The sequence below is a fragment of the Rhizobium sp. 01L419 genome, assembly GCF_056400025.1.
Genome location: NZ_JBFTSM010000002.1, coordinates 305434 through 328690 on the forward strand (window position 1 = coordinate 305434; position 23257 = coordinate 328690).

At 61.2% G+C, this 23257-nt stretch carries 21 protein-coding genes and 1 riboswitch; of the genes, 7 read left to right on the top strand and 14 right to left on the bottom strand.

All coding sequences use genetic code 11. The features are described 5' to 3' along the window. The first annotated feature begins 127 nt into the window (after positions 1–127). The 5 genes from AC1DUP_RS05255 to AC1DUP_RS05275 all read left to right on the top strand — a co-directional run bounded on the left by AC1DUP_RS05255 (position 128) and on the right by AC1DUP_RS05275 (position 5877). The gene (locus AC1DUP_RS05255; protein ID WP_113308957.1) at positions 128–2029 is read left to right on the top strand and encodes an ABC transporter substrate-binding protein; all 1902 of its coding nucleotides are present in this window, start codon (positions 128–130) and stop codon (positions 2027–2029) included. Positions 2030–2095: 66 nt separating this feature from the next. Continuing rightward, positions 2096–3100, top strand: a complete 1005-nt coding sequence (locus tag AC1DUP_RS05260) for an ABC transporter permease (protein ID WP_113308886.1) — start codon at positions 2096–2098, stop codon at positions 3098–3100. A 5-nt stretch (positions 3101–3105) separates the two neighbouring features. Further along, entirely contained in the window at positions 3106–3963 is an 858-nt protein-coding gene (locus AC1DUP_RS05265; protein ID WP_113308887.1) for an ABC transporter permease, read from the top strand. A 4-nt stretch (positions 3964–3967) separates the two neighbouring features. Continuing rightward, positions 3968–5002, top strand: coding sequence for an ABC transporter ATP-binding protein (locus tag AC1DUP_RS05270; protein WP_115037699.1), 1035 nt, complete (start codon positions 3968–3970; stop codon positions 5000–5002). Then, positions 4999–5877 (top strand): ABC transporter ATP-binding protein, encoded by an 879-nt coding sequence (locus tag AC1DUP_RS05275; protein WP_113308888.1) that lies wholly within the window; start codon positions 4999–5001, stop codon positions 5875–5877. Before AC1DUP_RS05270 ends, AC1DUP_RS05275 begins: the two co-directional genes overlap by 4 nt. Positions 5878–5924: 47 nt before the next feature. Here AC1DUP_RS05275 and AC1DUP_RS05280 read toward each other — a convergent pair whose 3' ends face one another. From AC1DUP_RS05280 to AC1DUP_RS05340, 13 genes are all read right to left on the bottom strand, one after another. Then, positions 5925–7076: an alpha-hydroxy acid oxidase gene (locus AC1DUP_RS05280; protein WP_113308889.1), complete on the bottom strand. Its 1152-nt coding sequence runs from the start codon at positions 7074–7076 to the stop codon at positions 5925–5927. 206 nt (positions 7077–7282) lie between these two features. Continuing rightward, a complete protein-coding gene (locus AC1DUP_RS05285) occupies positions 7283–7963 on the bottom strand; it encodes a class I SAM-dependent methyltransferase (RefSeq protein WP_113308890.1) in 681 nt (226 codons plus the stop codon). 69 nt (positions 7964–8032) lie between these two features. Further along, entirely contained in the window at positions 8033–8932 is a 900-nt protein-coding gene (locus AC1DUP_RS05290) for an ABC transporter ATP-binding protein (RefSeq protein ID WP_477832232.1), read from the bottom strand. Next, the gene (locus tag AC1DUP_RS05295) at positions 8929–9732 is read right to left on the bottom strand and encodes an ABC transporter ATP-binding protein (protein WP_113308892.1); all 804 of its coding nucleotides are present in this window, start codon (positions 9730–9732) and stop codon (positions 8929–8931) included. The genes AC1DUP_RS05290 and AC1DUP_RS05295 overlap by 4 nt, the downstream gene beginning before the upstream one ends. Continuing rightward, positions 9729–10607 carry an ABC transporter permease gene (locus AC1DUP_RS05300; protein WP_113308893.1) on the bottom strand — a complete coding sequence of 293 codons (879 nt, stop codon included), beginning with the start codon at positions 10605–10607 and terminating at the stop codon, positions 9729–9731. The genes AC1DUP_RS05295 and AC1DUP_RS05300 overlap by 4 nt, the downstream gene beginning before the upstream one ends. Position 10608: 1 nt before the next feature. Continuing rightward, positions 10609–11586, bottom strand: coding sequence for an ABC transporter permease (locus AC1DUP_RS05305; RefSeq protein ID WP_113298725.1), 978 nt, complete (start codon positions 11584–11586; stop codon positions 10609–10611). 62 nt (positions 11587–11648) lie between these two features. Next, entirely contained in the window at positions 11649–13295 is a 1647-nt protein-coding gene (locus AC1DUP_RS05310; protein ID WP_113308894.1) for an ABC transporter substrate-binding protein, read from the bottom strand. 44 nt (positions 13296–13339) lie between these two features. Continuing rightward, the gene (locus AC1DUP_RS05315; protein ID WP_477832233.1) at positions 13340–14362 is read right to left on the bottom strand and encodes a glycoside hydrolase family 3 N-terminal domain-containing protein; all 1023 of its coding nucleotides are present in this window, start codon (positions 14360–14362) and stop codon (positions 13340–13342) included. A gap of 25 nt (positions 14363–14387) precedes the next feature. After that, a complete protein-coding gene (locus tag AC1DUP_RS05320) occupies positions 14388–14867 on the bottom strand; it encodes a GNAT family N-acetyltransferase (RefSeq protein WP_477832234.1) in 480 nt (159 codons plus the stop codon). 183 nt (positions 14868–15050) lie between these two features. Continuing rightward, positions 15051–15863, bottom strand: coding sequence for a bifunctional hydroxymethylpyrimidine kinase/phosphomethylpyrimidine kinase (gene thiD / locus AC1DUP_RS05325; protein WP_477832235.1), 813 nt, complete (start codon positions 15861–15863; stop codon positions 15051–15053). Continuing rightward, a complete protein-coding gene (thiE, locus tag AC1DUP_RS05330; RefSeq protein WP_477832236.1) occupies positions 15860–16495 on the bottom strand; it encodes a thiamine phosphate synthase in 636 nt (211 codons plus the stop codon). Before thiE ends, thiD begins: the two co-directional genes overlap by 4 nt. Further along, positions 16492–17292 (bottom strand): hydroxyethylthiazole kinase, encoded by an 801-nt coding sequence (gene thiM, locus AC1DUP_RS05335; protein WP_477832237.1) that lies wholly within the window; start codon positions 17290–17292, stop codon positions 16492–16494. Before thiM ends, thiE begins: the two co-directional genes overlap by 4 nt. 51 nt (positions 17293–17343) lie before the next feature. Then, a riboswitch (TPP riboswitch) is annotated at positions 17344–17442 on the bottom strand. A 203-nt stretch (positions 17443–17645) separates the two neighbouring features. Further along, on the bottom strand, positions 17646–19169 hold the full coding sequence (locus tag AC1DUP_RS05340) for an aldehyde dehydrogenase (NADP(+)) (protein WP_477832238.1): 1524 nt from the start codon (positions 19167–19169) through the stop codon (positions 17646–17648). Between the two features lie 224 nt (positions 19170–19393). Here AC1DUP_RS05340 and AC1DUP_RS05345 point away from each other — a divergent pair, with 224 nt between their 5' ends. Next, positions 19394–21271 carry a DUF4139 domain-containing protein gene (locus tag AC1DUP_RS05345; RefSeq protein WP_477832239.1) on the top strand — a complete coding sequence of 626 codons (1878 nt, stop codon included), beginning with the start codon at positions 19394–19396 and terminating at the stop codon, positions 21269–21271. Between the two features lie 36 nt (positions 21272–21307). On the opposite strand, the gene AC1DUP_RS05350 is transcribed toward AC1DUP_RS05345, so the two are convergent. After that, complete coding sequence (locus tag AC1DUP_RS05350; RefSeq protein WP_113308900.1) at positions 21308–21742, bottom strand: pyridoxamine 5'-phosphate oxidase family protein; 435 nt, start codon at positions 21740–21742, stop codon at positions 21308–21310. Positions 21743–21906: 164 nt separating this feature from the next. Between AC1DUP_RS05350 and AC1DUP_RS05355 the strand changes: the two genes are divergently transcribed. Beyond that, positions 21907–22989, top strand: coding sequence for a YihY/virulence factor BrkB family protein (locus AC1DUP_RS05355; protein WP_477832240.1), 1083 nt, complete (start codon positions 21907–21909; stop codon positions 22987–22989). Positions 22990–23257 lie beyond the last annotated feature (268 nt).

Below are 23257 nucleotides of genomic sequence, written 5' to 3' on the forward strand. Positions count from 1 at the left end.
CGAGGCTAAGCGGTTGGAGGAGTCATACGGGTCATCAGATCCCTATGCAGGCGCTTTTGCCGGAACGCGATCGATAACGGATTACGGGAAGCGCCCGCCCATGCGGGCCGAGGAGGAGGAGCGTCCGATGAAATTCCCTAGATTTGCAGTGATTGCCCTATTGTCTCTCGCCGCCCTCCCTGCCTACGCGCAGGATTTCATTGCCGGCATTCCGCGCAATGAAACGCTGATCATTCAGGGCACGCCGCAACAGAATGCAGACTGGTTCAACGTCTGGGCACCGGGCGGCGGTGGTGCGGCCAATCTCAACGGCCTGCAGCAACTGACGACCGATACGCTGTGGTTCATCAATCCCGAAGGTGGTCCGGATGCCTGGCAGAATGCGCTGGCGATGGAGCCTCCTGCCTATAATGCCGATTTCACGCAGATGACCGTGAAGCTGCGCAAGGGCATCTACTGGAGCGATGGCGTCGAATTCACCAGTGACGATGTGGTCTATACGGTCCAGACGCAGATCGACCATCCGGGCATGTCCTGGAGCGCCCCTTTCACCGTTAACGTCGCCAGCATCGAGAATCCCGATCCTCAGACGGTCGTCTTCCATCTGAAGAAACCCAATTCTCGCTTCCACACACTGTTTACCGTGCGTTGGAACGCCGCCTGGATCATGCCCAAGCACGTCTTCGAAAAAGCGGGCGATCCCTTGGCATTCAAGAACAACCCGCCGGTCTCGCTCGGCGCCTATGTGCTGCAAAGCTATGACAAGGGTGGCAACTGGACCATCTGGAAATTGCGTGACGACTGGCAGCGCAGTTCGATTGGCATGGCCGCCAAGGAGCCGCCGCAGGTCAAATATGTCGTCTATCGTGCTGCCGGAAATCCAGAGGCTCGCGTCATCGAGCAGCGCAATCACAACCTTGATGTGATCAATGACATGGCGCCCGAGGGCATGTTCGCCATGATGCGCGACAGCAAGAGCGTCGCCTCCTGGCTGAAGGGCTTCCCCTTTGCCCATCCCGATCCGACCCTGCCGTCGGTGCTCTTCAACACGAAGAAGGCGCCCTACGACAACAAGGATGTCCGCTGGGCACTGGCGCTGATGATCGATATCCGCGCCGTGGCGCTCGGCTCCTATCGCGGGGCCGCCAATCTTGCGGCCCTTGCCACACCGCCGACCGGCTCGGCGCCGGACGATTATTATGCACCGATGCAGGACTGGCTCACCAATTTCGAGCTCGATACCGGCAGCCGCAAGATCAAGCCTTATGATCCCAACATCTCCGCCCAGATCGCCACAATGGTCCGCGGCCAGTGGGGCGACCAGATTCCGACCGATCCGAAACAGCTGCAGCGCACCTTCGGCTTCGGCTGGTGGAAACAGGATGTCCAGGCCGCGACCGAACTGTTGCAGAAAGCCGGTTTCAAGAAGAATGGCAAGCAATGGATGAAGCCTGACGGCACGCCGTTCACGATCCGCCTGCAGGTGGAGGGTGACGCCATTCCGACCCTTGCCCGTGCCGGCACGGTCATCGCCCAGCAATGGAGCCAGAACGGCATCGCCACGAAGGTGGACGTCGCCGGCCCGACGAACGGCCAGCGTCTGAGCACCGGCGATTTCGAAACGGCGATCTACTGGAGCATCGAAACCTGGGGAGGCCATCCGGATCTGTCCTTCTTCCTGGACAGCTACCATTCGGAGTTCATCAAGCCGGTCGGCCAGATTCAGCCGCCGCGAAACCTGCAGCGCTGGCAGGATCCGCGCCTCGACCAGCTGATCGCGAAAAACCGGTCGATCGCCTTCGATTCTCCTGATGTCACGAAGGTTGGCCAGGACTTCCTGAAGCTCGCTGTCGAAGAGATGCCGATGATCCCGCTGATGGCCTACAACAAGTTCGCGCCGTTCGACACAACCTACTGGACCAATTATCCGAGCGCCGAGAACCCCTATTCCGCCTCGGGTCCGAACTGGTCGAACATCCGCTATATGGTTGTCGGCCTGAAGGCCAATCCGGACGCTCCCAAGAACTGATCGCGTCGATATGGGGCGTGGCCGGGCTGCCGGCCGCTCCCCTTCTGCTATTGGAGGGTGGATGCCATGAATGGCTTTCTGATCTATGCGGGCAAGCGTTTCCTGCAGTTTCTATTTGTCGTCGGCAGCGGCATCACGCTCGCGTTCCTGATCGCGCATTTCTCGCCGGTCGATCCTGTGGAACAGACCGTGTCTCTGCTGACGAGCTTCGGCTCGACCGATCCGCAGGCGGTCGAAATCCTGCGCGAGTCGCTGCGGGAACTCTATGGAACCGGCGGTCCTCTCCTCGACCAGTATTTCACGTTCTGGGGGCGGGTGCTGACGGGCGATTTCGGCCCCTCGCTGTCCTCTTTCCCGACGCCTGTCATGACCGTCATCGGCCGCGCCTTGCCCTGGACCGTCGGGCTGTTGTCGCTCGCAACGATCATCGCCTGGATCATCGGCAATCTGCTCGGCGCGCTTGCCGGCTATTTCCGCAACAGCCGGCTACTCAAGTTCGCCGGCATCGTGATCATGGCGCTGCAGCCGATCCCGACCTACATCATCGGCCTCAGCCTCGTCATTCTCTTCGGCTTCATCTGGCCGATCCTGCCGATCAGCGACGGCGCCCAGGTCAATCTTGCGCCCGGCTTCAGCTTGGCTTTCATCGGATCGGTCATCGAACACGGCATCCTGCCGGCGCTGACGCTGGTGCTCGTCGGTATCGGCGGCTGGTTCATTTCCATGCGCTCGCTGGTTTCCAACATCGTCACCGACGATCACGTGGTCTATGCCGAACTCGGCGGAGTGCGTTCGCGCAGTATCTTTTCGCAATATGTGGCGCGCAACGCCATGCTTCCCCAGGTCACCGGCTTGGCGCTCAGCCTCGGCAATGTCTTTGGTGGTGCCGTCATCGTCGAATTCGTCTTCAACTATCCCGGCATCGGCAAGCTTTTGATCTCGGGCATCTATTCCGGCGATTACAGCCTTGTGCTTGGCGTGACGACCATTGCCATCATCGCCGTCGCCTCCGCCGTCTTCGTGATCGACATCATCTACCCGCTGATCGATCCGCGCGTGAAACTGGGATAATCGCGATGTTCAAGATCCTCAGAGACCTGCTCCGCTATAACAAGGAATTCCTGTTCGGGACGATCCTGATCCTGATCATCGTCGGGTTGATCGTCGCCTCCTTCTTCTCGCCCTATGACGAGAACGCCATCTACGTCGTGATCCCCGACATGCCGCCGTCCGCCGAATTCTGGTTCGGCACGACGTCGCGCGGGCAGGATGTCTTCTGGCAGATCGGCGCATCGCTGCGTAACACGCTGCTCTTCGGCATCATCGTCGCCGTCATCAGCCGCCTCATCGCGCTGGTCGTCGGGCTGGTCTCCGGTTACATCGGCGGGCGCACCGACCAGATCATCATGGGCATCAACGATACGCTCGGCGCGTTGCCGAATATTCCGATCCTGCTTCTGCTGGTCTTCGTGCTGCGCGACCAGATGACCTGGTCGATGCTGGCGATCGTCGCAGCCCTGCTCGGCTGGACGCACGATAGCCGACTTATCCGTTCGGTGGCGCTGTCGCTTCGCCATCGCGAATTCACGCGTCACGCTGTTTTTTCGGGCATGCGCACGTCGCAGATCCTCATCCGCGAGCATCTTCCCTATGTCATGCCGATCGTCTTCTTCACGACGATGAATAACCTCATCTGGGCGATCGGTCTGGAGGTAACGCTCTCCATCCTCGGCTTTTCCGACATCAACCGGCCGACGGTCGGCGGCATGATCTATTGGGCCAATGCCCATTCCGCCATGGTCGCCGGCGTCTGGTGGTGGATCGCCTTCCCGATGCTCTTCGTGGTGATCCTGTTCCTTGGCCTCTTCATGCTCGCCATGTCGGTCAACGAATATATCGATCCGCGCTCGCGGCTGGCCCGGATGGGAGCTTGAGACGATGCAGAACCTATTGAGGAAAGCGCCCTTGACCCTCGTCGAAAAATCCCAGGACGCACTGACGATCGATGGGCTGAAATGCTACTACGTCAACGACTATTTCGGCGTGCGACGCGAGATCCGCGCTGTCGACGACATCAGCCTGACGGTTCGCAAGAACGAGATCTATGGCATCGCCGGAGAATCCTCGAGCGGCAAGACCTCGCTGATCAAGACGCTGGCCGGCGCCATTCGCCCGCCGATGCGGGTCGTGGGCGGCACGGTTAATTTCAATTTCGATGGAAAGCTGATCGACGTCTATGGCGAACCGCATAAAATGCGGGCCGCCCGTTGGCGTCACCTCTCTTATATCATGCAGGGCTCGATGAACGTGCTGAACCCGGTGCGGCGGGTCAAACATGCCTTCAACGATTTCGCCTTCCGGCACATGAACCTTGATCCGGCCGCTTTTCGCCAGCGGGTCGAGGCGCATCTTGCCCGCCTGCATCTCGATCCGCACGTGCTTGAAGCTTTTCCGCATCAGCTCTCCGGCGGTATGCGCCAGCGACTGACCATTGCGCTTGCGACTGTCTGCGAACCGGAATTCATCATCGCCGACGAGCCGACGACGGCGCTTGACGTTCTGGTGCAGCAGGACGTTCTGGCGCTGATCAAGGAGGTGCAGTCGCGCATGCAGGCCTCGGTCATCTTCGTAACTCACGATATGTCCGTGCATGCCGCCATCACCGACCGGTTGGCCATCATGTATGCCGGGCGGCTGGCCGAAGAAGGGCCGACCCAGGCGATCTTCGACAACCCGCAGCATCCCTATACGGTCCACCTGATCGGCAGCCTGCCGCGGATCGGCGACACGAAGACCAGAAAGAGCCTGCAGGGCAAACCGCCGGCGCTCTCGAACCCGCCGTCTGGATGCCGATTTCACCCGCGCTGTCCGATTGCGGTCGAGAGATGCTCGAAGGAGGTGCCCATCATGCAGCCAAGCGTGACCGGCGGGCGGGTCGCATGTTTCAGGGCAGGGGAGTACAAGATCCAATGAGCGGCCCGCACCTTCTCCAGCTTGAAAACGTCACCAAGCTTTTTCCGATCGGCGGCTTCTTCTCGCGCGCCAAGATGGCGGCGGTCAACGACGTGAGCTTTGCGCTTACGGCTGACAGGCCAGAGATATTCACGATCGTCGGCGAATCCGGTTCCGGCAAATCCACGCTTGCCAAGATGATCCTCGGTAATGAGAAGACTGACCAGGGCAGCATCCGCTTCGACGGCACCAATATCGGCGATATCCGCAGCCGCAGCGCCCGCGAAGCTTTCATGGCGAAGGTCCAGCCGGTCTTCCAGAACCCGTTCGAGGCGTTCAACCCGCTGACGCGTATCGACGAATACCTGTTTGCCACCGCCCACCGCTTCAAGGGTGCGAAGAGCCGCGCCGACAAGGAGGCATTCGCCGATTTAGCCCTACAGCGGGTTGGCCTTTCCATCGCGGAAGTCCGTGGACGGTATTCGCACGAATTGTCGGGTGGTCAGCTTCAGCGCATCGCAGTCGCGCGTGCGCTCATTCCGGAACCGAAGCTGATCGTTGCCGATGAGCCGGTCTCCATGGTGGATGCGTCGTTGCGCATGTCGATCGTCAATCTCTTCCGCGAGTTGCGCGATACGCTGAAAGTGTCGATCATCTATATTACCCACGATCTGGCGACCGCCTACTATATCGCCGATCGCGTGATCATCATGCGCAAGGGCGTGGTGGTGGAGAGCGGCGATGCGCGCACCGTGCTCGACAACCCGCAGCACGAATATTCGATTGCATTGAAGAATGCCGTGCTGCCGCCCGATCCCCGCGAGGCATCGGCGATCATCCGCCAGCGCCAGCATGATACCGGTACATCCGCGCCGCGGGAGATCGCGCGCGCGTAATCCTCCCGGTCTGGCCGACGCCCGACGAGCGCGGCCGCCTGTCTGTGTCAAGAGGCGCGGAAACGCAGATTGCCGGCCGAGAGGTCGCTGACGGAAGCGGCACCCATCAGCTTCATGCCGCGCTCGATTTCAGTGCGCATTTGCAGCAGCGCGCGTTCGACACCGGCCTGGCCGGCGGCCGCAAGCGGGAAGAGATAGTAGCGGCCGACGCCGACCGCCTTGGCGCCGAGCGACAGGGCCTTCAGCACATGGGTGCCGCGCTGGATGCCGCCATCGACCATCACGTCGATGCGGTCTCCGACGGCCTCGACGATTTCCGCGAGCTGGTCGAAGCCGCTGCGCGAACCATCAAGTTGACGCCCGCCGTGATTGGAAAGCACGATACCGGTGCAGCCGATATCGATGGCGCGCTTGGCATCCTCGACGGTCATGATGCCCTTCAGGCAGAATTGCCCACCCCAGATTTTCACCATCTCGGCAACGTCGTCCCAGTTCATGGCCGGATCGAGCATCTCGGTGAAATAGCGGCTGATCGACATGGTACCGCTGCCCATGTCCACATGGCTGTCGAGCTGCGGCAGGCGGAATTTCTCATGCGTGAAATAATTGATCGCCCAAGCGGGTTTCACGGCGAACTGCGCCATGCCTGAAAGGTTGAGCTTGAAGGGGATGGCAAAGCCGGTGCGTTTGTCGCGTTCGCGGTTGCCGCCGGTAATGCTGTCGACGGTCAGCATCATCACCTGCACGCCGGCCTGCTTGGCCCTCGCCATCATCTCGCGATTGAGGCCGCGATCCCGGTGGAAATAGAACTGGTAGACCTGCGGACCGCTGCTGATCTGTCTTGCCTCTTCCAGGCTGATCGTGCCGAGCGAGGAAACCCCGAACATCGTCCCGAATTTGCCGGCGGCATGCGCAACCGCCCGCTCGCCCTCGTGGTGGAAGAGCCGCTGCAGCGCCGTCGGCGAGCAATAAACCGGCATGGCGAGCTTCTGGCCCATGACGGTAACCGACATGTCGACCTCGCTGACGCCTCGCAGCACGCTGGGAAGAAGATCGCAGCTTTCGAAGGATGAGGTATTGCGCCGGTAGGTGACCTCGTCATCCGCCGCGCCATCGATATAGTTGAAGATCGGCCCGGGAAGACGCTGTTTGGCAAGGCGGCGGAAGTCGTGAAAGTTATGGCAGTCTGAAAGGCGCATACCTGTATCCAATCGAGGGCCTGCACGTCATGCCTCTGCCTATGCGGAAGTATGGCGTGCTGGCCGATGAGCGTCCGCGAGACCTCCTCGTCGTCGCGATCCATGACCTATGGGATACGATTATTACCGCACCAATCTCAAGCTCTCTTGCGCGTGCTTTCGTCGCCTTCGCTGATAAAGGTGCATTTTATTGCCGGGGATATGCGTCAGCGACCGGGCTTGACTGCCAGCCAGATAACGTGCCGCGCTCCGCCGCGCTTGCCATTGGCCCGCGTATTGACTGCATCCGCGACAAAGCCGCTCTCCTTCAGCCGTCGGGTGAAGGACGCATCCGGTCCGGAAGACCAGACAGCCAGCACGCCGCCCGGGCGCAGCGCCTCTTGGGCGGATTTCAGCCCTGCATAGTCGTAGAGCCGATCATTGGATTTGCGGGTCAGGCCGTCGGGGCCATTATCGACATCGAGCAGGATCGCGTCATAGCCGGCCTTTCCGGCGCGGATCGCGTCGCCGACATCTCCCTCGTGGATCGACACGCGCGGATCATCGAGGCAGCCCTTGAATACCTCCGCCATCGGCCCGCGTGCCCAGGCGACGACTTCCGGGATCAGCTCGGCGACGACGACGCCGGCGTCCGCCGGCGAGATTGCAAGGGCAGCCCGCAGCGTAAAACCCATGCCGAGCCCGCCGATCAGGATCTTCGGCTTCGGATGCGATTTGATTTGTTCGAAGGACAGCGTGGCAAGCGCTTCTTCCGAACCGCTGAGGCGGCTGTTCATCAGCTCGTTGGTGCCGAGCATGATAGAAAACTCAGCACCGCGCTGCTTCAGCCGCAGTTGCCCGCCTTCGCCGGGAATGGTCGCAGAATCAAGCTGAATCCAGGGGAGCATGGCGGTTTCGTCTCGCTGAAAGGGACCGTCCCCTAGCATAGGGCGGCGGTCGAAGCCAGCAAGCCGTGCTCAGACCACGCGCACGAAATGGTCCGGCTCATGTTCCACCACCTGTTCCTGCGGTGCGGCGGAACGGCGGCGGATATCCTCGACTTCCTGTGGCTGCAGGCGCATCCGTGGATCGTCGAAGCGCACATCCGGGTCCGGCACGGCCGACAGAAGCAGGCGGGTATAGGGATGCAGCGGATTGTCGATCACCTTGGCCGTATTGCCCCATTCGACGATCTGGCCGGAATACATGACCGCGATATCCTCCGCCACGTAGCGGGCAGTGGCGATATCATGGGTGATGTAGAGCAGGCCGAGGTTCATCTCCTTCTTCATCTCGTTTAGGAGATTGAGAACGCCGAGCCGCACGGAAACGTCGAGCATCGAGGTCGGTTCGTCGGCGACGATCACGTCCGGCTGGGCAGCGAGCGCACGGGCGATATTGACGCGCTGGCGCTGACCGCCCGAAAGTTCGTGCGGATATTTCGGCGCGACGATATCCGGATCGAGCTTCACGTGCTCAAGCAGTTCACGCACTGTCGTATCGATCTGGCTGCCACGGATGTCAGGCCGATGCAGCTTCAGCGGCCGCCGTAGATGATGGGCGATCGTATGGGCCGGGTTCAGCGAGGCGAAGGGATCCTGAAAGATCATCTGCACGGAGCGGCGGTAGCGGGCGATTTCGTCTGACTTGGCACCTTCGACCGGGCGGCCCTTATAGAGGATCTGGCCTGATGTCGGCAGATATTCGCGCATCGCCATGCGGGCGCAGGTGGTCTTGCCGCTGCCGGATTCGCCGACCAGCGCCAGCGCACGGCCGGCATGCAGAGAGAACGAGATTGCGCGGGCGGCATGAACGGTGGAAGCGCCGTGGCCGAAGGTCTTGGTGACCTTGTCGAGGGCGAGGATGGCGTCATTCATAATAGCACGCCTCCGTGAAGCGAAGGGAAGGAGGCCCAGAGTTTCTTCGTGTAGTCGTGCTGTGGCATCTTGTAGATCGCCTCGGCGTCATTCTGTTCGACTAGCTTGCCCGCAAGCATGATGCCGATGCGGTCGCAGAACTGCACCATCAGCCCGAGATCATGGGTGATGAAGAGCACCGAGAAGCCGAAATCTTTCCTAAGCTCATTGATGCGCTGCAGGATTTCCCGCTGCACCACCACGTCAAGCGCCGTTGTCGGCTCGTCCATGACGACGAGCTTTGGATCGAGTGCCATACAGATGGCGATGACGATGCGCTGGCGCATGCCGCCGGAAAACTGATGCGGATAGTTGCGCATGCGGTCCGGCGAGATATCGACGAGCCGCAGCATTTCGGCCGTGCGCTCGCGCGCCTGCGCCTTCGTCATGCCCTTGTGGGTGCGCAGGACGTCGTAGAACTGGTCTTCGATGCGCAGCACCGGATTCAGCGAATTCATGGCGCTCTGGAAGACCATGGCGACTTCGCGCCAGCGGAAGGCGGCAAGCGCCTTCGGATCGAGATCCAGCACGTCGCGGCCGGCAAGCAGGATCTGGCTCGCCTTGCGGATCAGCGCCGGCGGCTTGTGAAGGCGGCTGATGGCAAAGGCGATCGTGCTCTTGCCGCAGCCGGATTCGCCGGCAAGGCCGAAGACCTCGCCCGGCGCGACGTCGAAGCTGACATCGTCGACGGCGCGGAAGTCCTTTTCCTCGCCGATATAGTCGATCGTGAGGTTTTTGACGGAAAGCAGCGGTTGGCTCACAGGCGGCCCTCCCCGGAGCGGATGAGAAGGGACCAACGCTTCAGATGATTGCCGGTACGCAGGCGCGGATTGGCGATCTCATCGACGGCGAAGTTCAGCAGCGACATGCCGATGCCCAGAAAGGCGAGCGCAAAGCAGGGTGTGAGAATATCCCACCAGGCGCCGACCGACAGCGCCGAAGCCTTCTGTGCGTTATAAAGCATGGTGCCCCAGGACACGACGCGCGGGTCGCCGAGACCGAGGAATTCCAGCGTCGCTTCGGTGATGATCGCGAAGATGACGCTACCGATGAAATTGATGCCGACGATGGAAATCACGTTCGGGAAGATCTCGAATGTCATGATGCGCCACTGTGGCTCGCCCATCATCTCCGCCGATTTGACGTAATCCTTCTGTTTGACGGAAAGCGTTTCGGCGCGCGTCACACGCGCACCCCAGGCCCAGGACGTGCCGCCGAGGATAAGCGCGATGACGAGCGGGCTCGCCTGACCGATGAAGGCAGCAAGAACGAGCAGAAGCGGCAGGTTCGGCACGACGAGCACCATGTTGGTGAAGAAGCTGATGATCTCGTCCGTCTTGCCGCCGCGATAGCCCGAGATGATGCCGAGCGCCGTGCCGACGGCGGTGATCAGGAGGCCGGCGCCGAAGCCGACGGCGAGCGAGGTGCGTGCGCCATAGATCAGCCGGGAAAAGACATCCTGGCCGATGCGCGTCGTTCCGAGAATATGCTCGGCAGATGGAGGCTGGTGCGGACGACCGGTCCGGGCGGCGGGATCGTAATGCGTCAGCAGGGGTGCTGCGATCGCCACGATGATGATGAAGGCGATGATGGCGAGGCCGATCAGCGCCTTGCGATTGCGGAGCAGGCTCTTCATGTCACGCTCCCTTCAGCCGCGGATCGAGCAGCACGTAGCTGACATCGACGATGAAATTGGCGATCAGCATGGTGGCGGTCATGATTAGAAGTTGGCCCTGGATGACGGGATAATCGCGGGCGAGGATCGCCTGGTAGAGGATATTGCCGAGGCCGGGGTAATTGTAGACGACCTCCGTCACCAGCGAACCGCCGAGAATGGTGCCGATGGCGATGGCGAGGCTGGACACGGTCGGCAGCAGCGCGTTGCGGGCGGCATACCAGAGCATCACATGCCGGTCGGACAGGCCCTTGGCGCGGGCCATGACGATATAGTCCTCGCCGAGCAGGTTGATCATGTTGTTGCGCATGGTGACGGTGAAGCCGCCGACCAGCACCGTGCAGAGCGTGATCATCGGCAGGATGCCGTGATAGGCTACACTGCCGATATATTGAAAGCTGAAAGCCGGATCGAGCGACGGATCGGCCGCATAGCCGTTCGGGAACCAGCCGAGCGTGAAACCGAAGAAGAAGAGCACGATCAGCGAGGTGACGACGGCCGGCACCGATGTCGCGAAGATCGCGCCAATCGAGACGATGACGTCGAATTTGCTGCCGCGCCGCCAGGCCGCGGCGATGCCGAGGAATGTGCCGAGCGCGAAGCTGATGATTGTCGCCGTGCCCATCAGGCCGACAGTCCATACAAGCGCGTGGCCAAGAACAGACGTGACCGGCAGCGGGAAATATTTGATCGACCGGCCGAGATCGCCGGTGAAGATGCTGCCGAGATAGGTGAGATATTGCTGCCAGAGAGGCCCATCGACAAAGCCGAAGGTGAGCTTCAGCGCCTGCAGGCTTTCCGGCGGCAGTTCGGCGCCCGCACTCGAAAACATGATGCGCACGGGATCGCCCGGCATCAGCCGGGGCAGGAAGAAATTGATCGTCGCTGCCGCGATGAAGGCCGCCAGGTAAAAGGCGAGGCGGCGAAGCAGAAAGGCCATGGGGACTCCGTCAAAACAGGAGCGGCGCTTGCCGCGCCGCTCCCGCCGTTTGTAATAATGGCTTACTTGACCGGCTCGAGCGCCAGCAGGTTCAGAAGACGTGCCGGGTTGGTACGCGAGATGGACGGATTGACGAAGGGGTTTTCCTTGGTCGACCAGCCGGTGAAGCGCTTGGTGTTGTACTGATACCAGTTCGGATTGTTGAAGACCGGGATGACAGGCATGTTTTCGGCAACGATGCGCTGCGCCTTGTTCATCGCTTCCTTCTGCTTGTCGAGATCGGCCGTGTGCGTGAACTGGGTGACCAGATCTTCCACTTCCGGGTTGAACCAGCGCTGCGCAGTGAAGCGCGTCTTGCCCTTGTCCGAAGCGCTGAAGGCGCGCTTGTAAGGATAGTAGGGCGAGGCCGAAGCCGGCAGGCTGTTGATCGCCGCATCGAATTTGCCGTCGATGAGGTCGGAGGTCCAGACGGCCTCTTCCGGCGTCTCGATCTTGGCGTCGATGCCGACGGCCTGCATGCCTTCGATGGCGATGTTGACCGTGTCGATCCAGTCCGTCCAGGAGTTCGGAACGATGATCGAGAAGGAGATTTTCGAACCGTCAGGATTGTCGCGCAGGCCGTCGCCGTCCTTGTCGACATAGCCGGCTGCATCGAGCTGCGCCTTGGCGGCATCAGCGTCATAGGCGGCGAACTTGCCGAAGTCGGCCTTGACGGACGGGTCCGCCCAGCTCTTGTAGAGCTCGCCCATCAGGCCCGGGTCTTCGTTCAGCGTCGGATAGCCGTAGCCGGCGACATCGATCATCGTCTTGCGGTCCAGCGCCATGGAGACCGCCTGGCGGAACTTCACGTCGTTGAAGGCCTTCTTGTTGGCCTCGTTGGTCGTTTCGAGGTTGAACAGGAAGGCAACCATGCTGCTTGGCGAGTACCAGTAGTGATAATGGGCCGGATCCTTCGAGACATAGACATTGTCGATATCGGGAATGAAGGAGACGCCCCAGTCGAGCGTGCCATCGGCCGTCGCCGTCAGGATCTGGTTGTTGTCGGCAAGCTGCGGGAAGCGCATGCAGTCGACCTTCAGGTGCTCGGCATCCCAATACTTCGGGTTGCGGCACTGGTCGTAGGTCTGGCCGGTGAAGCGCGGCACTTCCGTCAGCGGGCCGCTGCCGACGGGGGCCTCGTTGGCGTAGGTGACCGGATCGGCAACGTCCTTCCAGACGTGCTCGGGCACGATCGGCAGCTGCGACAGCTGCTCGGCGGCAAGCGAGCTCGGATTGGCGAGCGTGAAGCGCACCGTCTGGGCATCGACGGCCTGCACGTCGGTGATGAAGCTCCAGATGCTGACGAAGTCGAGCGCCGGGAATTTTTTCAGATAGTCATAGGTGAACTTGACGTCGGCAGAGGTCAGCGGTTTGCCGTCCGACCATTTCAGGTTCGGGCGCAGCTTGAAGTCGATGCTCTTCAGGTCGTCGGAGAGCTTGAAGCTCTCGGCCAGGCGATAGACCGGCTTGTTGCTGTCGAAGCGGTTGAAGACGACCAGCGGCTCATAGATGAAGTCGAGCGTCGATTGGCGCGACGAGGTCTGGTTGAACGGGTTGAAGTTGCGCACCCAGGTCGTGGCCGGCTCGATATTGGCCGTCAGGATGGTCTGCGCCATGGCCGAGCCTGACAGCATGGTCAGGGCCGCGGCCGCCAGGATATATTTCTTCATGTCAAATTCCCCTTTTCTTATGCGATGAAAAATGGCGGCGCCGGTCAGGAGGCCAGTGCGCTTGCAAACATGGCTTCGACTTCCGCCTGGGCAGCGCGATAGTCGATCTTGAGAGTGCCGAGACGGGCCTTCCCCGCGGCAATACGCTTCTGTGCGGCTTCGGTCAGCGGGCGGGCAGCCTTGGCGGCGGCTTCGCTTTCCTTGGCGTCACCGTGGCTGTGCAGTGCGATGTCGAAACCGGCATCGAGAACCTGGGCGACGCGTTCCGGCAGGGTGCCGTGCAGCGACTCCATGAAGATGCAGTCGGAGATCAGCACGCCGTCATAGCCCATGTCGTTGCGGATCACGTCATGCATGATCGGCGAGATGGAGGCCGGAAGCTCCGCATCGTAAGCGGAGTAGACGACGTGGGCGACCATCGCCCAGGGCGTGTCCTTCAGCGCCACGAAGGGCTTGAAATCGGTGGCGACAAGCGTCTCGCGCGAGGCATCCACGACAGGACGCTCCTTGTGGGAATCGAGCGTCGCGCGGCCATGGCCCGGAATGTGCTTCATAACAGGCATATTGCCGGTTTCGAGCAGACCATCCACCACTTCGCGGCCGAGCGCGGCGATGAAATCCGGATCCGAACCGAAGGAGCGGGCGCCGATAACAGCGCTCGTCGTCTCGAAAACGAGGTCGAGAACGGGCGAGCAGCCGCTCGACAGGCCGAGTTCGCTCATCATCGCGCCCATAGCTTGGGTGGAAAGACGCAGCGCCTGCTTGCCGAGGTCGAGATCATGGCGGGCAAGCTCGGCGAACTGGCCGAAGCTGCGGAAGAGCGGCCAGGGGCCGGCATCCATATGCTGCACGCGGCCACCTTCCTGGTCGGTGAAGACGGGCGCATCGCCGCGGCCCACGGCCTCGCGGAAACGGTCGATCAGGATCTTTGCCTGTTCCGGATCCCGCAGGTTGCGGCGGCCAACGAAGAGGCCGAGCGGATTGGTTTCGCGGAAGAGGGCGAATTCGTCGTCCGAAAGCGTCGGATTGGGAAGGCCGACGAAGAGAGCGAGCGGGGTCGAGGGCACTATTTCAAACTCCGGTATCAGGTGATTATTTCGGCTGGCTTCGCAGCATGCCTTCGTAAATGCCCTTGTCGGGGGCGGGAATTTCGACCGCGCCTGCGGTCTTGACGTAGAAATCGACGGGGCCGGCATCGCCAATGAAGGCATAGGCATGGCCAAGCGTCTTCAGGTTTTGCAGGCAAGCGGAAAAGAGGGCGAGGCCGATGCCCTTGCCGCGCGCTGCGGGATCGACGCCGGTAGGGCCGAAGAAGCCGCGGGCGGTCGTGTCATAGCAGGCAAAGCCGAGAAGCTTGCCGTTCTCGACGGCGACAAGACAGGCGACGGGCTGGCGGGAAAAGGCGACGGCGACTTCACTCGCCCAGTTCTCGCTGAACTGCTCGCGCACCCAGCCGACGACGACGTGAAGTTCCGGCGGCAAAGCCGGACGGATTGTGATGCCGACGGCATCGGCTTTTTCTTTCAGTTCGGCGAGCTTCGTGGAATATAAGCTCACAAGCAGGTCTGACACCCGAATTCCTCCAGATATTCCGTTATTACGGAACGTATCCCCTTTTAATGTCATAGCTTTGGATATCTGGGCGGCCTTGTCAACAGGCTTTTTACCGGGCAGGCCTGGTTCAACGCAGGGTAGGCAAAAACAAAACGGCCCGGTTTGACCGGGCCGTCTGCAATCCTCGAATTGTGATCCGGCTCAGAGGCCGGCGTCTTTCCACAGGGCGTGGAAATGCTGCACAGGCCCATGGCCGGAACCAACCGTCAATTCGCCTGCGGCAGCGACCGCTTGCGCAAGATAGGTCTTGGCAGTTGCCACGGCCATTTGCGGCAAAGCGCCCTTTGCGAGCTCTGCGGCAAGCGCGCTGGACAGGGTACAGCCCGTACCATGCGTATTTTTCGTCGGCACGCGCCTGGCCTCAAACCAGTGCGGACCGGAACCGCTCCAAAGCACGTCCGGGCTCTCGTCGCTGTCGAGATGCCCGCCCTTGACCAGCACGGCGGCGGGGCCGAGCGCACGCAGGCGCTCAGCCTGTGATGCCATCTGCTCGCGGTTTTCGGCAACCTCTTCGTGCAGCAGTGCGGCAGCTTCCGGCAGGTTGGGGGTGAGCAGCGTCGCAAGCGGTAGCAGATGCCGCGTCAGCGCATCGACGGCCTGCGGGTCGAGAAGTGCTGCTCCGCCTTTGGCGATCATGACGGGATCGACAACGATGGGGATGCCGCGATGCGGCGCAAGTGCCTCGGCAACCGCTTCGGCAATGCCGGCATTGGCGATCATGCCGATCTTGACCGCGTCGACGCGCACATCGGCAAAGACCGCCTTGATCTGCTGGGCGACGAAGTGCGGCGGCACGAGATGCACGCCGGTCACACCCTGCGTGTTCTGTGCCGTCAATGCCGTCAGCGCCGCCATGCCATAGACGCCGCGAGCGGAGAAGGCTTTGAGATCGGCCTGGATGCCGGCGCCACCGGAGGGATCGGAACCGGCGATGGATAGCACATTGCGGATCATCGGCTGACCTTTCGGATTTCCTCTGCGATGCGGAGTGTCGCGGCCATAGGATCCGGGGTGCCGCAGACCGCCGAGACGACGGCAAGCCCATCAGCACCTGCCGCAAAGACAGACGCGACATGCTCGCTCTTCAGGCCGCCGATCGCAACCGTTGGAACGGGCGCGACTTTCACCAGATTAGCCAGCCCGTCGAAACCGATCGGCTGCTTGTGGTCACTCTTGGTGGGTGTTGCAAAGACCGGTCCGATGCCGGCGTAATCGACAATAGCAGGGTCGATTGCCGCAGCCAGCGCCTCCGTCTCAACCGACAGGCCGAGAATCATGTTCGGACCGATTTTCGCGCGTGCGGCAGCAGATCCCATATCGTCCTGGCCAATATGCAACCCGTCGGCGCCGATCGCGAGGGCAGCTTCCACATCGTCATTGATAACAAGCAAAGCGCCGGTACCCCTCAAAACGTCTCTCAGCGCAAGGCCGGTTTCCACCATCCGCGCCGTTCCGCCGTGTTTGTCGCGCAACTGCACAATGGTTGCACCGCCTACGACGGCAAGCCGCGCCGTCTCGATCATGCCGATGCCGGCGCAGAGATCCGGATCGAGGACCAGATAGAGGGAGAGATCGAAGCGTTTCATGCCGCGCTGATCCTGACCTTCGCATCCAATGCTGCACCATCGAGCGCGGCGAGCGCATCGAGGAAGCGCCAGGAGAAAGAGCCGGGTCCGCTCGCATTTTTCGCCGCCTCTTCGCCGGCAACCGCAAAGGTGGCAAGTGCTGCAACGGCAGCAGCGAAGGGGTCGCCGGGGATGGCGGCCGCGAAGGCGCCGGTCAGGCAGGTCAACGAGCAGCCGAGCGCGGTCACCTGCGGCATCAGCGACGAACCACCCTCGATGCGCAGCGCCTGTGCGCCATCAGTCACGAAATCCACGACACCGGTGACGGCGACGACTGCGCCATGCCGTTCGGCCAGCCGCTGCGCCGATGCTTCGGCCTGTTCTACCGGGTCACGGCTGTCGACGCCTTGGCCGCGGCTTTCGCCGCCGGCAAGTGCAATGATCTCGGAGGCATTGCCGCGGATGATCGTCGGGCGAAGTGCCAAGAGATCGGCAACCGCCTTGCGGCGGAAGGACGTTGCGTAATGGGCGACCGGATCGAGGACCCACGGCTTACCGCCTCCATTCGCGGCCGTTGCCGCCGCATGCATGCCGTCGATCCATTGGGGGGAAAGCGTGCCGATGTTGACGGTCAAAGCCCCGGCAATCGCGGCAAATTCCCCCGCCTCCTCGGCCGCATGAACCATGGCAGGCGACGCGCCGGCCGCGAGCACCACATTGGCGGCGATGTTCATGGCGACATAATTGGTGATGCACTGCACGAGCGGCGGCTTGGCGCGCATCTCCGTCAACAGAGCTCCGGGTGTCTTGTTCTCCATAGTACCCCTTTCAGGCGGGGCAGGCGCGGGAACGATCCTGCAATGAAGCAGACTGCGACCCGAGCGACTCCCTCCGCCGGCATTATCCGGTTCAGGTTCGAAGGGTGCTTCTCAGCCCGTTTTTGCAAACGGGCGCCCCTGTCTCTCAACGGTAATCTTTCTTGCAGAGAATGATGCCGATGTCACTGGCAAAATGACGGTTTTGCCAAAGAGGATCCGCGCTTGGTACCGCCGCGCCGGCTGGAGTCATCAGTCAAGCTGATGTCTGCTTCCAGCCGGTGCGGGAGCTTGCCAATCTCTTCGGTGGTCTCCTTGGAGACTCCGCCGTTTGAACGCTGACAAGCTCCGATCGATCAACGCAGCGGTGTCGGAAGCAGGTTCACCGTAAAGTCCTGATACGAAACCGGCCGCAGGAACCTGTAGATCGCCAGCGTCCCGACCGAGGTCGATCTGCCATCGGCTGTTGCCGGGTAGGGGCCGCCATGCACCATGGCGGGCGATACCTCGACGCCGGTTCCAAAGCCGTTCACGAGCAGTCGTCCGGCAAGCATCTCCAGCTTGGGAACGAGGCGCTTTGCGTCCGGCTCGTCTTCGCTCGTGATGTGGAGGGCTACGGTCAGCTGGCCTTCCAGGCCGTCAAGCACCCGCTCGAGTTCGGCGAGATCGCGGCAGCGCACGATGAGCCCGGCGGCGCCGAAGACCTCGTCCTGAAGCTCGTGATGGGCGAGGAATGCCGCAGCCGTCGTCTCGAAGAGTGCAGCGGTACCTTCGAATTCGCTGCCCGGCTTGCCATTGGCAACGAGACGGACTTCGGGATGCTTTTCCAGCCGGGCGACGCCGTTGCAGAATGCCTTGGCGATGGAGCCCGTCAGCATGGTCTGCGCGCCGACATCAGGCAGAAGCTCCCGCGTCTTGGCGATAAAAGTGTCCAGACCTTCGCTGTCGACGGCGAGAATGAGGCCGGGATTGGTGCAGAATTGTCCGGCGCCCAGAACCAGCGAGCTGACAAAAGCCGTTGCAATCTCTGTCGCGCGGCTTTTCAGGGCATCGGGGAAGAAGATGACCGGGTTGATGCTGCTCATTTCGGCATAGACCGGGATCGGCTGCTTGCGCTCGGAAGAGATCTTCATCAGTGCCGTGCCGCCGCGGCGCGAGCCTGTGAAACCGACTGCTCGAATTCGGGCATCGGCGACGAGCTTCTGTCCGACCTCGAAGCCGGTGTCAAAGAGAAGCGCGAAGGTGCCGGCATGCAGCCCGGCTTTGGCGACGGCCCGCTGAACGGCGCGACCGACCAGTTCCGACGTGCCCGGATGCGCCGAATGCGCCTTGACGACGACGGGGCATCCTGCTGCGAGCGCAGAGGCCGTGTCACCGCCGGCCACCGAGAAGGCGAGCGGAAAGTTGGATGCGCCAAAAACCGCAACGGGGCCGAGGGGAACGTTGCGCAGGCGCAGATCGGGCTTCGGAACGGGCTTGCGGGAGGGATCCGCGCCGTCAAAACGAAGCTCCTGGAATCGGCCTTCGCGAACCTCTTTCGCAAACAGCCGAAGCTGTCCGATCGTGCGGCCGCGCTCACCCTCGATCCGTCCGCGTGGAAGTCCGGTTTCCGCCATTGCACGCACGATCAACTCATCGCCGATCGCCTCGATCTCGCTGGCGATTGTTTCAAGAAAAGCGGCCCGCGTTTCCAGATCTGTTTCCCGGTAGGAGCCGAACGCCTCCCATGCAAACCTGGTTGCCTCCTCGACGTCTTCCGCGGTGGCGCCACCGAAAGAAACGGGCAGTGCCGCTCCGGTGGCCGCCTCGACGCCGTAGAGCTCCCCGCGAGTGCCGCGTTTCTCCGATCCCGCGACGAGCAGACTTCCATTGATAGTCATGATGGATTTCCTTTCAAACAGACTCGGCAGCTATATAGGCGTTCGCTTTCTCATTTTCACGACATCTTTCCCCGATATCGCATCGAAGATGGAGGTTCTCGACAGAGAGGTCGTCGTGTCGGCGAATGGGCCATAGGGACAACGCGCGCAAAAGCGGTTGCGTGTCGAAATGCCGCCCCTTTTTTACGTTCATCCTCTGGTGGAATTTATATCGAGGGGGTCACATGAAATACGCATCCACCATCTGCGCGGCGCTTACCGCAATACTGCTCCCCACAACCGCATTCGCGCAAACCGGGACTATCAAGTCTATCAGGCTGTCCTCAGGAGGCGTTGCCGAATATGTGCGCAGTCTTAATGTCGGGGACGACGGCAACGCTGTCGTCGATGTGCCGACAGACCAGATGGATGACTTTCTGAAGACCCTCGTTGTCTCGGGGCCGGCTCCCGTAAAGGGATTGTCGACCACCGGGCCGGGCATGGTCGACGAAACATTCAAGGTGCTGCCGATCAAACGGAAGGATCTGGATTCGGCTGCTGCTGTGCTGCGGGCTCTCAGAGGCGCGCCTGTCTCTGCGAACGGGGTGAAGGGTCGCATCGTCGGGGTAGAGCCCGCCACTGAAAAGCAGCGCGCGCGGCTGATCGTGATGCTTGACCGCGGCGCCTTCGACGTTGCCGAGATCGGTGGCGCCATGGCCTACAAACTCGATAATCCCAAAGATGCCGAGATGGTTGCTCGGGCAGTGGAACTGCTGTCGAGCGATGGAGTGCAGGGGACGCGTGCAGTCACCATTTCGCTCAATGGCAAGGCGTCGGCGGCCGTGGACATTTCCTATGTCGTCGCAGCCCCGCTCTGGAAGCCGTCCTATCGGATCATTGTTGACGCCAAGGGCAAAGCGCGGTTGCAAGCATGGGCAGTTCTGGAGAATGCCTCTGGCGAAGACTGGAAAGGGGTTTCAATATCTCTGACGTCAGGCAAGCCAGTGACGCTTCGCCAGAGGCTGTACGCCAGAACATGGCCATCACGCCCTGAGGCCGAGGCCGCATATCTTGACGTCGCGAGCGCCAAACGAGGGATGGTCGCGGGTGCGTTGCTGAACGAGCCCGCTGCGGAGGCTCCTGCTCCCGTTATTGCCGCTCCGGCCGCTACCAATGTTGCCGCCGCCGACGAGGGCGATGTGGTCGCAAACTTCGATCTTCCCGGCGCTTACGACCTCAAGAACGGTGAGACGATTTCCGTGCCGATCCTCGATCGCGAGATCGGCGCGGAGTTCGTCGCTCTCTATCGCGATGGCGCCCAACATCCGGATGCGGCGCTGATGTTGACGAACGACACGGGTACCTCGCTGCCGCCGGCGGTCGCTGCGGTCTATGACGAAAAAGGGCGCTATGTTGGCGATGCGCGCATAGGCAACGTCAAGCCGGGCGGAGTTGAAAAGGCGACGTTTGCGGCTGATCAGAAGATCGAGCAGGAAATGGCCATCACCAACTCCAGTTCCTTCCGGACAGTTGTCGTCAAGGATGGTTATCTCGACGCAACATTGGAGCGTCGCGTGCGAAAGACCTTCACCGCCTGGGGCGCAGACGCTGACAGGAAGTTCGTTGCGGAAGATCCAGGCATGCCAGGGTGGGAACTCGTTCCGTCCGAGGGGGTGGAGGAAACACCGCAGGGCGCGCGGGCGACTGTCGTGGTGCCCGCCGGAAAGAAGGTTTCGACTTCAATCGAATGGCGCATGGTAGAGAGCGAAACGCAGGCGATTGCCGATATCGACGACGCGGTGATCCTGCAATGGCTCGATGAGGGGCCGTCCCCGGAGATCGCCGAGAAGCTTCGCGGGCTCGTGACGGCGAGGACGGCCCAGAAGGAGGCGGAGAGAGATCTGTCGGCGGTGATGCAGGCGATCGAGGATGCAACTTCGGAATCCTCACGGATTTCAGGCATGCTTGCCTCCGTAGGCGACACACCGCTCAAGCAGCAGTTCCTTGAGGATCTGACGGAGCAGGAGAAGTCGATCAAAGAGCTGCGGGCGCAAAGGGACGAGGCACGGGCTCGGCTTGAAAAGCTTCGCAAGGAACTAGGGGAGGCGATAGCCCGTCTGTAGGCGGGCTCGCTGTGGACGCGGCGCCGTGCATTGACATTAGAGATCGACTTTCCCGTTCTCTTCGCCGTCCCAATATTGGGCGAAACGTGCAGTAACCTTGATAAGAATAAGTCCAGGCGTCTGCACGCCCTCGGGAAACCATCGTTCCAGTCCTTTGACCCAGTGGGTCTCGAACTGCGAGGTGTCCTCGATAAGCACGGCGTCGCCATCGATGGCTATGAATATACCCGGCTTTCCCAGCAGATGCGGCGGCGCCGTAAAGGTTAGCAACACCGCGGGGTCTTTCCGAATCTCGGATATTTTGTGCGTGTCCGCATAGGAGAAAAACCAGGAATCGCCGTCATATTCGACGTCGCCATTGTTACTCATCGGGCGACTGGTTATCCGGTTTGAGGTTTCGCGTGTTGAAAACATGCAGAAATCCAGCTTCTTCAGCTGCTTGGACAGCTCTTCTCTCGTCACAGATGCCATTTGCAGTCCTCCAATCCAGATGGAAACAACGCGCGATGATCGAAGTTCCATAGAGGTGGGACCTGCACGACGGTCGCCTGCCAAACAATCCATGATGCCAATCGCGGATTTGCACCTTTAAGCGTGATCGCGCGTTCATCCTTATGCCGAACGGAGGCAGAGCGATGCGCACAAATTTTCGTTTAAGCCTGCGATCAACCGCGATCCTGTCGCTCGCTACGTTTGGCGGCGTGCTGTTCGCGATGCGCCGTTTCGACATGAGCCCGAAGGCGGCCATGCGGGCCGATTTATCGACAGAAGACGACGGGCATGGCCGGCAGGCATCGGTCCCGGAATCCATTCCGAGGCAAGGACTGAGAGACGTGTTCTGGCGTGTCGTGCATGAGGTATTGGATGACAGGGTGACGCTAATCGCTGCCGGCGTGACCTTCTACCTTCTCCTTGCGATGTTTCCGGCGCTTGGCGCACTGGTCTCTCTGTACGGGCTTTTCGCAGATCCTCTGACCATGTCGGAACACCTGGGCAAGCTGGCGGTGGTGCTGCCGCCAGGCGCCTTCGATCTCGTTTCGGAGCAAATCCGTTCGCTCGCCGAGAGACGCGACAGTACGCTGGGCGTGACTTTTTTCATCGGTCTGGCTATCGCCTTGTGGAGCACCCACAGCGGTACCCTTGCGCTCTTCGACGCCATGAACATCGCCTATGAAGAGCGGGAAAAACGCAGCCTGGTCCGCTTGAACCTGATTGCACTCTGCTTCACGGTCTGCGCCATTATCACCGCGACAATTCTTATCGGGCTCGTTGCCGTGATGCCGGTCGTGCTTTCGTTCCTCTGGCTGGATCGCTTCGACGAACAGATGGCCCTCGTTCTCAGGTGGCCGCTACTCCTGGCCGTGGTTGTGGCCACCGTCATGGCCATATACCGGTTCGGTCCTAGTCGTGAGCCGGCGCGTCTGCGGTGGATGACATGGGGCGCTCTGCTGACGGCGTTTGCCTGGTTTCTCATGTCGCTCGGCTTCTCGATCTACCTTGGCCACTTTGCCAACTATAATGCGACCTACGGAACGCTCGGCGCGTTGATCGGCTTCCTTGTTTGGACGTGGCTTTCGGTCGCGATCCTGATTGTGGGGGCCGAACTCAACGCCGAACTCGAACACCAGACCGCAAAAGATACGACGACAGGGGCACCGAGAGCGATGGGTATGCGCGGCGCTTATGTCGCCGATACGCTGGGTGAAACAGCAGATTGATCCAGAGTTTTATCGAACACCGAACGCCAGCCTGCTGACGCGGTCTGATCTGCCTCGAAGCTGTGGGCGAGTGAACCTGGAGCTGACGGGTGAGGGCGCCTGTGTCATCGAACATGAGAGACGGCACGTCTGCAATTCCGACTTCCGGTCAAGAGAGATTGGGATGGCTGCAGATACGCAACGCGCAGCCATCCCATTTTGAGCAAACCTACCCTCGTCGTAGGCTTGCAACCGGCCCCCGCCAATCGTTGAAATGTTAGCAACGACT